Origin of the sequence: Veillonella sp. VA141, from assembly GCF_003992175.1 — a bacterium.
GTDB lineage: Bacteria > Bacillota > Negativicutes > Veillonellales > Veillonellaceae > F0422.
Map to the genome: position 1 here is coordinate 147,277 of NZ_RQVM01000004.1, position 12,189 is coordinate 159,465.

General features: G+C 39.1%; 10 protein-coding genes and 1 tRNA gene. 10 read left to right on the plus strand and 1 reads right to left on the minus strand.

The window, feature by feature from the left end:
• The first annotated feature begins 86 nt into the window (after window positions 1-86).
• The 6 genes from EO112_RS05815 (at window position 87) to EO112_RS05840 (ending at window position 10,295) form a co-directional block, all read left to right on the plus strand.
• Window positions 87-1,400, plus strand: a complete 1,314-nt coding sequence (locus EO112_RS05815; protein WP_062401663.1) for a dicarboxylate/amino acid:cation symporter — start codon at window positions 87-89, stop codon at window positions 1,398-1,400.
• A 669-nt stretch (window positions 1,401-2,069) separates the two neighbouring features.
• On the plus strand, window positions 2,070-3,377 hold the full coding sequence (locus EO112_RS05820) for a dicarboxylate/amino acid:cation symporter (protein ID WP_009353362.1): 1,308 nt from the start codon (window positions 2,070-2,072) through the stop codon (window positions 3,375-3,377).
• Between the two features lie 255 nt (window positions 3,378-3,632).
• A complete protein-coding gene (locus EO112_RS05825; protein ID WP_127163394.1) occupies window positions 3,633-5,303 on the plus strand; it encodes a formate--tetrahydrofolate ligase in 1,671 nt (556 codons plus the stop codon).
• A gap of 8 nt (window positions 5,304-5,311) precedes the next feature.
• Complete coding sequence (locus EO112_RS05830) at window positions 5,312-5,932, plus strand: cyclodeaminase/cyclohydrolase family protein (protein WP_127062425.1); 621 nt, start codon at window positions 5,312-5,314, stop codon at window positions 5,930-5,932.
• A gap of 30 nt (window positions 5,933-5,962) precedes the next feature.
• Window positions 5,963-8,971, plus strand: a complete 3,009-nt coding sequence (locus EO112_RS05835; protein ID WP_127163396.1) for an AAA family ATPase — start codon at window positions 5,963-5,965, stop codon at window positions 8,969-8,971.
• Between the two features lie 22 nt (window positions 8,972-8,993).
• On the plus strand, window positions 8,994-10,295 hold the full coding sequence (locus EO112_RS05840; protein ID WP_009353426.1) for a Na+/H+ antiporter family protein: 1,302 nt from the start codon (window positions 8,994-8,996) through the stop codon (window positions 10,293-10,295).
• 55 nt (window positions 10,296-10,350) lie between these two features.
• Here the strand turns inward: EO112_RS05840 and EO112_RS05845 are convergent.
• Window positions 10,351-10,426 (minus strand) — tRNA-Lys (locus tag EO112_RS05845).
• A 240-nt stretch (window positions 10,427-10,666) separates the two neighbouring features.
• On the opposite strand from EO112_RS05845, the gene rpmG reads away from it, so the two are divergent.
• From rpmG to rplK, 4 genes are all read left to right on the plus strand, one after another.
• Window positions 10,667-10,816 (plus strand): 50S ribosomal protein L33, encoded by a 150-nt coding sequence (rpmG, locus tag EO112_RS05850; protein ID WP_062401675.1) that lies wholly within the window; start codon window positions 10,667-10,669, stop codon window positions 10,814-10,816.
• 35 nt (window positions 10,817-10,851) lie between these two features.
• Window positions 10,852-11,076, plus strand: a complete 225-nt coding sequence (gene secE, locus EO112_RS05855) for a preprotein translocase subunit SecE (RefSeq protein ID WP_009353261.1) — start codon at window positions 10,852-10,854, stop codon at window positions 11,074-11,076.
• 12 nt (window positions 11,077-11,088) lie between these two features.
• The gene (gene nusG, locus EO112_RS05860; protein WP_009353394.1) at window positions 11,089-11,625 is read left to right on the plus strand and encodes a transcription termination/antitermination protein NusG; all 537 of its coding nucleotides are present in this window, start codon (window positions 11,089-11,091) and stop codon (window positions 11,623-11,625) included.
• A 105-nt stretch (window positions 11,626-11,730) separates the two neighbouring features.
• On the plus strand, window positions 11,731-12,156 hold the full coding sequence (gene rplK / locus EO112_RS05865; RefSeq protein ID WP_062401677.1) for a 50S ribosomal protein L11: 426 nt from the start codon (window positions 11,731-11,733) through the stop codon (window positions 12,154-12,156).
• Window positions 12,157-12,189 lie beyond the last annotated feature (33 nt).

Here is a 12,189-nt window from a genome sequence, read left to right on the forward strand (position 1 = left end):
GTCTACAAAGAGACACATCGTACATGTACCCTGTGCCTCTTTTTGTATGGACTTTAAAGGGTAGTATTTATGAAAAAGGAGATTCTATGGCAGTATTAAAAAGACTTGGCTTATCTGGCTGGATTGTCATTGGCTTACTAGCAGGGGTATTAGTAGGTTCAGTAGCACCAGATTTTGCAAAACAATTAAAACCATTAGGCGATGTATTTATTCGTATGATTAAAATGATCGTAGTACCATTGATTTTCAGTTCCCTTGTCATGGGCATCGCTGGTACGGGGGACTTTAAAAAATTAGGCCGTTTAGGGGGCAAAGCTATTCTATGGTTTGAAGTTGCTACTACACTGGCATTATTTGTAGGGTTATTCGTAGTTAATGTATTTGAACCGGGCGTAGGAGTGAACTTAACAGCTACAGGTAATGCCGTAGACATTGCTAATAAAGCAGCAGCAAAAGGCGAGATGGACCACGTACAAATGTTGGTAAATATCATTCCAACGAACATTGTAGACGCTATGGCTCGTGGTGATATGTTACAAATTATCTTCTTTAGCTGTATGTTTGCTATTGCAGCAGCAAGTATTGGTAAAGAAGGGAAACAAATTGTTGAACTTTCCAAAGACTTGGCTCATATTATGTTCAAAGTGACGCACTATGTAATGTATGTGTCTCCTATCGGTATCTTTGGTGCCATTGCATATACAGTAGGTAACTTTGGCTTGGGTATGCTAGTGCCATTGATGAAGTTAGTATTCACCTTGTACGGTGGTTTGGCGTTATTCTTAATCCTTATCATTGCTATCGCTTCTTTCTTTACAAAAGTAAACTTATTTAAACTAGGTAAAGTATTGAAAGAGCCAATCGTGTTGGCTTTCTCTACAGCGGCGTCTGAAGCAGCATTGCCAATTGCCATGGAAAAATTGAAAAAGGTTGGTATTCCTAACCAAATCGTAAGTTTCGTACTACCTTTGGGATATACATTTAACTTGGATGGCTCCACGTTGTACTCATCCTTAGCGGTAGTATTTATTTCTCAAGTGTATGGTGTGCCATTTCCATTAGAGCAGCAATTATTAATGGTATTAACGTTGATGTTGTCCACGAAAGGGATTGCAGCAGTGCCAGGAGCATCATTGATTGTTATTGCTGGTACAGCAGCGGCCTTTGGATTGCCAGTAGAAGGCTTAGCATTAATCCTTGGTGTAGACCGTATATTAGATATGGCGCGTACTGTATGTAACTTATCTGGTAACTGTTTAGCAGCTGCTGTTGTAGGGCGTTGGGAAAACGAAGTATCTGCGGAGCGTTTGTCAGAATTAATGGAACATCCTTTGACTGATGAAGAAGTGGAAGCTTTAGAACAAGCAAGCTTTGAACACGTAGGTGAACAACAAGCATAATTAATTACACTGAGATCGTTGCAATACAAAAAAGACTGTTTACATTTACTATGTAAGCAGTCTTTTTTTTGTATTTCACTATACGGTGATGAGAGTATTAATGTTGTCGAAATACTTAGATTATATAATAGTATAAGTGCAGCAAAAAAGAAAAAATACCATGTACATCTAATAGATGCTCATGGTATTCGTTGATAGAGTTCTTTAGGCCATCTGTAGGGAAGAGTAGAGGAGAAGACCTAAAGATGTGAATGAAGGATGTGTATTTATGTGCGACATACCGTAGAGGTAGCATGGTAGAGGTAGCTGGTTATGTCGCATACATATATTATTAGGCCCTATAAAGGAGTTGAGGAGTTTATAATATACGTACATCACTTCACAAGAAAGAGAGTATCATAGTGTTGCTACTCTTTATGTGTAGTATAAACTAGAAGCGTCAAAAGAATGTCAAAATATAAAACTTTTTATTAAAAATTTTTTGAAAAAAGATTTTTATATTTTTTGTATACATTAATTGTACTATTGTATCTCTGTAAAGGATTTGTTATAATGCTTTCTATAGAATTTTAGAATAGGTTCTGAAAGAGACATTCTGTACTTGTACACCATCGCCTCTTTTTATATAACCTAAGCAAGTATTGGTATGTAAAAAGGAGATTCTATACTATGTTAAAGAAAATTGGACTGTCCGGGTGGATAGGCATTGGTCTTTTGGCTGGTGTGCTAGTAGGTGCAGTGGCACCAGATTTTGCGAAACAATTAAAACCTTTAGGTGATGTATTTATTCGCATGATTAAAATGATTGTAGTCCCTTTAATTTTTAGCTCCCTAGTAATGGGTATCGCCGGGACAGGGGATTTTAAAAAATTAGGTCGTCTTGGCGGAAAAGCGATTCTATGGTTTGAATTAGCTACTACGTTGGCGTTATTTATTGCATTGTTTGCTGTGAATGTAGTAGAACCCGGAGTGGGTGTGAATTTGACAGCTAGTGGTGGCGCTACGGATATCGTTAACAAAGCAGCCTCTAAAGGTCAAATGGACCATGTGCAAATGTTAGTGAATATTATTCCAACAAATATTATTGACGCCATGGCTCGTGGAGATATGTTACAAATTATCTTCTTTAGCTGTATGTTTGCTATTGCAGCAGCAAGTTTGGGTAAAGAGGGAAAACAAATTGTAGACTTATCAAAAAGTATAGCCCACATCATGTTTAGAGTAACCCATTATGTCATGTATATTTCTCCTATCGGTATTTTTGGTGCTATTGCGTATACAGTTGGTGCCTTTGGGATTGAAATGCTGATTCCATTATTAAAATTAGTATTTACTTTATATGCGGGGCTAATTGTGTTCCTTGCCATCGTATTGGGTATCGCATCGGCTTTAACAAAAGTGAACTTATTTAAATTATTCATCGCATTGAAAGAGCCTACTATCTTAGCGTTTACCACAGCCGCATCAGAGGCAGCATTACCAATTGCTATGGAGAAATTGAAAAAGATGGGGATTCCCAATCATATTGTAAGCTTCGTACTTCCCTTGGGATATACATTTAATTTAGATGGCTCTACGTTGTACTCTGCATTGGCGGTTGTCTTTATTGCACAAGTCTATGGTGTTCCATTTCCGATTGATCAACAAATTTTAATGATGATTACGTTGATGTTGTCCACTAAAGGAATTGCAGGGGTACCAGGCGGCTCCTTAATTGTGGTGGCAGCTACAAGTGCAGCCTTTGGACTGCCAGTGGAAGGCTTAGCTTTAATTTTGGGGATAGACCGTGTGTTAGATATGGGTCGTACCGTATGTAACTTGTTAGGTAATTGCATCGCTGCAGCTATTGTGGGGCGATGGGAACAAGAAGTATCTGCAGAAGATTTAAAACGATATATAGATCATCCACTAACAGATGAAGAAGTATCGGCTCTAGAACAAAAACATTTGGAAGCTATGGCAGATGCGCATGCATAATAGAATGTAAATAAACACCATATATACCAGTTCTGGATATATGGTGTTTTTTTATAACTTGTTATAGAAAAGGAAAGTGCTTTAAGTGTAATTATTGATAGACGAAATATGGTAAATCGTTGTATGATGTTCGTAATAGACTATTTCTTTACTATAGTACTAGTGAAAAGTGTTGGAATTCTTGAACAGTAAAGAATTGCTGTAACCTGCGTTATGGTCATGCAAGTGCATAGCGATGTATAAGGAGGGAGACTCATGTTAAGTGATATTGAAATTGCCCAACAGGCACAAATGGAACCTATTGTGGAAATTGCAAAACGATGCAATTTAGCAGAAGATGAATTAGAATTATATGGAAAATATAAAGCAAAAGTGTCCTTTGATGCGATGGAACGCTTACAGGATACGCCGAATGGTAAGCTGGTACTAGTTACAGCCATCACACCTACACCAGCAGGAGAAGGCAAGTCTACCACTACTATTGGATTGACGCAAGCTTTACAACAAATTGGTGTGAATAGTATTGCTGTATTGCGCGAACCATCCTTAGGACCAGTATTCGGTGTCAAAGGTGGTGCTGCTGGCGGTGGTTATGCGCAGGTAGTGCCAATGGAAGATATTAATCTTCATTTTACAGGGGATATGCATGCCATAACGGCGGCTAATAACTTGTTATCAGCAATGATTGATAATCATATTTTCCAAGGTAATGCACTACAAATCGATGTGCGTCGTATTAGTTGGAAACGCGTATTAGATATGAATGATCGTGCTTTACGTAATGTGGTCATTGGCATGGGTGGCCCTATGAGTGGTGTACCACGAGAAGATCATTTCATGATTACGGTGGCCTCTGAAATTATGGCTATTTTATGCTTGGCTCGTGATTTAGAAGATTTAAAAGCACGATTTGGTCGTATTGTAATTGGTACAAACCTATCTGGAGATCCTGTATTTGTTCATCAATTAGGTTGTGAAGGAGCGATGGCACTACTTATGAAAGATGCTATCAAACCTAATTTAGTACAAACGTTAGAACATACACCAGTACTGATCCATGGTGGTCCATTTGCGAATATTGCTCATGGATGTAACTCTATCATTGCTACCAAGCTAGGATTAAAATTAGGTGATGTAGTCATTACAGAAGCGGGATTTGGGGCGGATTTAGGAGCAGAGAAATTCTTACATATTAAGTGTCATTATGGAGATATCTTCCCTGATGCAGTGGTCATCGTAGCCACTATCCGTGCCTTAAAAATGCATGGAGGAGTGCCAAAATCAGAGTTGACCAAAGAAAATGTAAAAGCACTAGAACGAGGCTTTGTGAATTTAGGGAAACAAATCGCCAATATGAGAGCCTTTGGGTTACCAGTATTAGTGAGTATTAATAAATTTGCTGCGGATACACCAGCTGAAATCGATGCATTATTGCAATTATGTGATCATTACGGTGTAGATGTAAGCCTTAATGAATGCTGGGAAAAAGGTGGAGCCGGCGGTATTGATATGGCAAAACAAGTGATGGGTATGCTTGAAGGAACAGATATCAAGCCAACTGCTTTATACGATGTGAAAGATAGTATTCCTAATAAGTTAACGGCTATTGTAAGAGAAATTTATGGTGGCAATGGTGTAGAATTTACCAGTGCAGCGAAAAAGCAAATTGCTCAATTGGAAGAATGGGGATTGGCAGACTTACCGGTATGTGTGGCAAAAACACAATATTCCTTAAGTGATAATCCGGAGTTACTAGGAGCCCCTACAGACTTTACGATTACTGTGCAAGATGTACGAATTGCCAATGGGGCTGGATTTATTGTGTGTCAAACAAGCAATATTATGGTCATGCCAGGGTTACCGAAACAACCAGCCGCTCTTGGTATGGATGTAACAGCAGAAGGGACTATTAAAGGATTGTTTTAGGAGGAATGATGGAATTACATAACGCATCTGTATTAGAGTTTATTCGTGACCTTGGTTCTAGTGCACCAGCCCCAGGAGGTGGCAGTGTGGCGGCGATGAATGGCGCTATGGCGGCCGCTTTAATTGAAATGGTAGCGAATTTAACAATTGGGAATGCAAAATACGAAGCGGTCCATGAGGAGATGAAGGCTATTCAAAAAGAAGTAAGCCAAGTCAAAGAAGACTTTGTTCACTATATTAATAAAGATAGTGCTGCTTTTATGGAGTTAATGGGAGCTTTCAAATTACCAAAAGAAACAGATGAAGAAAAAGTATTTCGTAAAGCTGAAATACAACGTACCACGAAACAAGCAGCCTTAGTGCCTTATGAAATTGGTAAATTAGCATATACTTTATTACCCTTGACGGAAACAGTCATTGTAAAAGGAAATACCAATGCCATTACGGATGGGATGATTGCTACAATTAATGCAAGAGCTGCTGTAAAGAGTGCCTTTTTAAATGTGAAAATCAATTTAGGATCTATACAAGATGCAGAGTTTGTGAAACAATTGGCAGATAGCATGGAAGAGATAGAAGCTGTGTTAGATGCAGAGGAACAACGATTGTTAGGTCTTGCTAAGGTATAAGACCCATCATAATGGAATGAAGGAAATCATATGGGGATAGAAATTCATTTATTAGGGACACCACGGATACAAGTAGATGGGAAAGATATCTTTTTTACCTATGGAAAAGTACAAGCGCTCATTTATTATATGGTGGTAAAAGGAGTAGCCCTCCGGGATGAAATTAGCGGTTTATTGTGGCCGGAAAAATCGGAGGTCAATGCCAGAAAAAACTTAAGAAATGCCATTTATGAGGCAAAAAAGCTATTGGGGGCAGATGTATTTGTATCACCGAGGAACGCTGTATTACAATGGAATCCTACGGCACATATCTATGTGGATGTACATCAATTTCAAAGGAACCCTAAACAATATATAGATATTTATAAAGGGGAATTTTTACAAGGATTTTATGTAAAAGATGCAGTGGCTTATGAAGATTGGTATTTAGGGGAACGAAGTCGTCTTAAATCTATGTACATGGAGGCGGTCTATGATTTAGTAGATGCAGGGATTGAGGAAAAAAATATCGCCTGTATTGAGCGATATATTCCTGTCCTATTGTCCTATGACCCCTATAACGAAGAGCGGTTTAGTGCGATTTTGGAACTGATTATGAGCCAAGGTTTCACGACCATGGGGAAACAGTTATACCATCAACTACAATGTATTTACGCAGATGATTTAGATGAAAGTGTACCTAACTCTCTTCGAGAAGCCATGCATTTATCAAAAGTACAAAAGCAAGAGGCAGTGTCCTTTGTAGAACATACGATGTTGAAGGGCCGTGATGCAGAAGCAGGAGAGGTGCAGAAATATTTGCACTTCTTTGAAGATACTCCCTTAGCTTTGCGTATCACAGGAGATACGGGAAGCGGTAAAACGAGCCTCGTAGAATATATACGAGATAAAGTAGAGCCCTACCGATGTGTGTTAGATAGCCAATGTTATGAAGAGGAACAAGGCTTGCTATTGCATGCGTGGATTCCTATTGTGGGAAAGATACTTGAAGAAATCGAATTACAAGGTCTGGAAAACATCGAATTACGGCGTATTTATGAAATCTTTCCACAGTTAGATCGACGTATGGCTCGAGACTTGGGCTTTTTAGAAGTAACGGAAGCATTGCCTTTTGATGTAGTGTACCAAGCAGTATCAAATCTGCTAGAACAGGTGTCGGAAGAAATTCCTTTTACATTGATTTTTGAGGATGTGCAATGGATGGACTCCTTAAGTTTTTCTTTGTTGAGTTTATTGCTGTTACATCATAGGTCTGAACGTCTTATGATCATTGTCACTGACGTAGAGGAAGTAAAAGGCATGCATCAACGAACCTTGCAAAGTTTAGAACAGCAGAAAGCATTGCAAAGTATTTCCTTGTTGCCTTTACCAGATGAACGGATGCGAGCTTTTATCTTAGACCGAGAACCTACGTTACAGGACACAGATATAGTGGATCAATTAGTGGAAGTCAGTCGAGGCAATCTGTTAGTGCTGATAGAAAGTATGCAACTATGGAAAGAATATGGTTCTATTTATGGTTTGACTAAAGATATGGAACTGCTCTACAGTAAGAAATGCGATACTTTATCTGAAGAAGAGCGTAAATTGGCGGAGTTTATCAGTTTATTCTATAATGAAGCACCATTAGGGATGATTGAACAATATATGGGCTTGGACAAACTACGTCTGTTGCAAACTTTAGAAGAGTTGGAAAGAAAAGGATTCATTGATTACCGTACACAACATGGTGAAGTGCAATATAGTTTAAAGCAATTCAAGTGCAAAGAGTATTTACGAGATCAAATGGCTATCGATCGCCGTCAAATTTTGCATGCCTATTTGGGAGAAGCCTGGGAAAAACGGTTAACACACTCCAAGGAAGATATGATTCGCTATAAGCAACTAGAATTTCATTTCCGTGAAGCAGGACAATACCAAAAAGCTTTAATGTATAAATTAAAATCTTTTATGCATTATTTAAACTTTAATAAAGATGCCTCTCCAGAACTTGGCGTAGGGGAATTATCTTCTGTCTATGCAGGGTATTTTATGGGAGAAGTAACGGGTAAAGCCTTGCAGGAAATAGAAGATGAGTTAGCTCATGTGTACACATTGTATGGAGATGTGCCAGAGGTGCGGGCCTTAGAATTGCCTTACCTATACGGAGCAGGCAAATATTACATGAGTATCGGTGATAAGGAGCGAGGTTTAGGATACTTTCAAGAATTATTAGAGGAAAGTACGGAACAAGAAGCATCGAATTATAAGTTGAAAGCTTATAAAGAGATGATTTATTATCACTTGCAAATGCGTCATATTCTAGAGATACATCAATATACCACAAAGGCTCTTGCGTTGGCAGAGCAGTACCATTTCAAAAAGGAGATTGGGGTTATATTAAGACTGAAAGCGTTGGCTTTCATTATGGAAGGTCAGCCAGAACAGGCCATTCCTCTCCTAGAGGAATCTATACGCTTATTCTCGGTAACCCAAACTGTGGCTCGTAGATATGCTATCAATATCGCAGCTGCTTACAACTACTTAGGAGATATTGAAAAAAGTCAGTCTCGTCTAGAGACGGCATTAGAGATGTATCAAAAAGTACTGGACTATTGTGATCAAACGGAACTATATAGTTCATGGATTGTATTTGCCACCAATGCGGGTATGACAGCTTTTGCATTGCAGCAATATGAATTAGCGGGTACCTATTTTCAAAAGTCCTATGAATTATGCTTGCAATATACCATAAGTCGACGGAGACCGACTATTGAGGCATACCTTGGTTTGTTAGCCCGAATTAAAGGAGATACGCAGACAGCTGTATCCTATTTGGAATCTGCCCAATCTCATGGTGTAGTAGAGCAACATGGACAAGAAGTTGGTCGTGTGCATTGGGCTATTTGTTTCCTCAAAACTGAGTATCCTAGTGCAGAGGTGGATCAAGCTTTTTCTAAAAGTTTGGCTACCTATGGTACAATAGCATTGCAACAATTAGACGGCTATGGAGATGTATGGGAACGAACGTACCTGGAACAGTTGCTCCAAGCTGAGTAAGTACAAAAGAAGGAGATCCTAAATGGATATAGTGTTAAACCCCATAGTGCTATCAGTCATCGCCATGTCGATTCTGTGTTTGCTACGATTTAACGTGTTGTTATCGGTTATCGTAGCTTCCTTAGTGGCAGGCCTAGCAGGAGGGATGACGGTAACTACTACGATTGAGTCATTAATCGGTGGTATGGGTGGCAATTCGGAAACTGCATTTAGTTATATTTTACTGGGAGCCTTAGCCATTGTCATTGGACGGTCTGGGCTAGCTACAGTTGTTACCAAGAAGATTACTAATATTGTAGGTACGAAAAAAGTAGCATTTACCTTGCTCATCGCTTTCGTAGCATGTTTTTCGCAAAACTTAATTCCTGTGCATATTGCCTTCATTCCTATTTTAATTCCGCCCCTATTAGTGGTGATGAATCGAATGAAATTAGATCGTAGAGCGGTGGCATGCGCCTTAACATTTGGTTTGAAAGCACCGTATGTATCTTTGCCAGTTGGCTTTGGATTGCTGTTTATGACTATTATAAAAGATCAAATGGTAGCGAACGGTGTGAATGTATCGATTTCTGATATAGCTTCTGTCATGTGGATTGGTGGTATATCCATGGTGGTAGGATTATTGCTTGCCATTGTGTACTATAGTCGAAGTCGTGAGTATGAAGATATTGCGGTGGTGCAAGAAGAATCTACAGAGCATACAACTCGTATGACGCCGGATTGTTGGAAAGGATTAGCAGGGGCAGCAGTGGCTTTTGTGGCACAGCTGTATTTTAAATCTTTGCCCATAGGAGCGTTAGCAGGATTGGCAGTATTCTTTGCTACAGGCCTCATCAAATGGTCAAAAATGGATGAAGATGTGGATGGTGGTATTCGCATGATGGGGACTATTGCCTTTGTCATGTTAATTGCCGCAGGTTATGCCAACGTATTGCGAGAAACAAACTCTGTGGAACATTTAGTATCAGCCACAGTGACTATTATTGATTCAAAATTAGTAGGTGCCATCGTGATGCTTATTGTAGGATTGCTAATTACTATGGGAATAGGCACTTCCTTTGGTACCATTCCAGTGATTGCATCCATTTACATTCCTATGGGATTACATTTAGGTTTTTCAGTACCAGCTATCATCTTATTAATCGGTATCGCAGCAGCCTTAGGAGATGCAGGTTCGCCAGCATCGGATTCTACATTAGGGCCTACATCAGGACTCAATGCAGATGGACAACACAATCATATATGGGATACTTGCGTGCCAACATTTATATTCTATGACATTACCTTGCTAGTAGGTGGTGTCATAGGGGCGCTGGTATTATAAAGTAAAAGGACTGTCTATATAACAAAAGAACCGCACTGTTGTGCGGTTCTAACTGTGGTGGAACACCAGGGGTTCGAACCCTGGACCCTCTGATTAAGAGTCAGATGCTCTGCCAACTGAGCTAGTGTTCCATGCAAGATGGTAAATTATGGTTTTATTATAGTCCTATCATTCAATTTTGTAAATGAAAAATTTATAAATAACATAGGAAACTACTTGCTATTTAAGATGTTCTATGTAATAATATAGAGGTCAGGAAAAACCTGGCTTTTTTAGATTGCATTTGACATAGGCTTCCACTTGTGGTAGTCTATATTAGTATGTTTATGAAGTAATAGCCGTCTAGGCACTTTAAAGAGAGGTGTAAACTGATGCGTAACGCAGTAACTATGGCTTGTACTGAATGCAAGCAACGTAACTATCAGACAAACAAAAACAAAAAAAATAACCCAGATCGTATTGAAATGAATAAATTCTGTAAATTCTGTGGTAAACACACGTTACACCGTGAAACAAAATAATTGTTAATTATTTGTTGACGTGAGGATGTGATATCATGGCAGGAACTAATTCAAAAGCTCAAGCACAACAAAATGGTAACGGTAAATTCGTTCGTGAAGTGCGATCTGAGCTCAAGAAAGTAGTCTGGCCTACAAAAAAAGAGCTTGTGAACTATACGATTGCCGTATTTATAGCAGTAATTTTAATTTCTGTTATTATTGGTATCGTTGACACAGTATTTGCAGAACTTTTTAAGTTGTTAAAGAGTGCTGTAAAGTAGGAGGCTTTTTTAATGGGAACAGATAAAAAGTGGTATGTCTTACATACTTACTCAGGCTACGAAAATAAAGTTAAAACCACTTTGGAGTTGAAAGTTCAAGCTATGGGAATGGAAGATGTGATTTCACGCATCTTAATTCCAATGGAAGATGAAATCGACGAAAAAGATGGTGTAAAAAAAGTAGTAAAACGCAAAGTCTTTCCAGGCTATGTGCTGGTAGAAATGGAAGTAAATGACGAATCTTGGTATGTGGTGCGTAATACACCAGGTGTTACAGGATTTGTTGGTTCTGTAACAAAACCAGTGCCACTATCTGATTCTGAAGTAGCCTATATCTTGAAGTCTCAAGGTTTGGATCAAGAACCAGTACAAACTCTTGATGTTGAAGTAGGAGAAACTGTCCGAATTACATCCGGTGCCTTTGAAGATAGAACAGGCGTTATTACTGAAATCAATCATGATCATGCAAAACTACGTTTAAATGTAGAGATGTTTAATCGTGAAACCCCAGTAGAGGTAGAATATTCTCAAGTTGAGAAAATTCTTTAATATATTATATAACTCTAACCTTTTTAGGCGGCCGGGAGGTTGCCAGTGGGAGGGGCAATTTCGCTCCGTTACCACCACATTTTGACGCAAGGAGGTGTAATCACCATGGCTAAAAAAGTTAGTAAAGTTGTGAAATTACAGTGCGAGGCTGGTAAAGCGAGTCCAGCGCCACCGATTGGTCCAGCTTTGGGTCAAGCAGGTGTTAACATCATGGGCTTCGTTAAAGAATTTAACGAAAGAACAGCTCAACAAGCTGGTCTTATCATCCCAGTTGTTATTACTGTATACGAAGATAGAAGCTTCACTTTCATCACAAAAACTCCACCAGCTGCAGTTTTATTGAAAAAAGCAGCAGGTATCCCAAAAGGATCTGGAGTACCTAACCGTGATAAAGTAGCTAAAGTTGGTCGCGATAAAGTTCGTGAAATCGCTGAACTTAAAATGCCTGACTTAAATGCTAACACTGTTGAGCAAGCTATGCGTATGGTAGAAGGTACTGCACGCAGCATGGGCATTGAAATCGTTGATTAATTAGCGTACGGTATGTGACTCACATATCGGTGG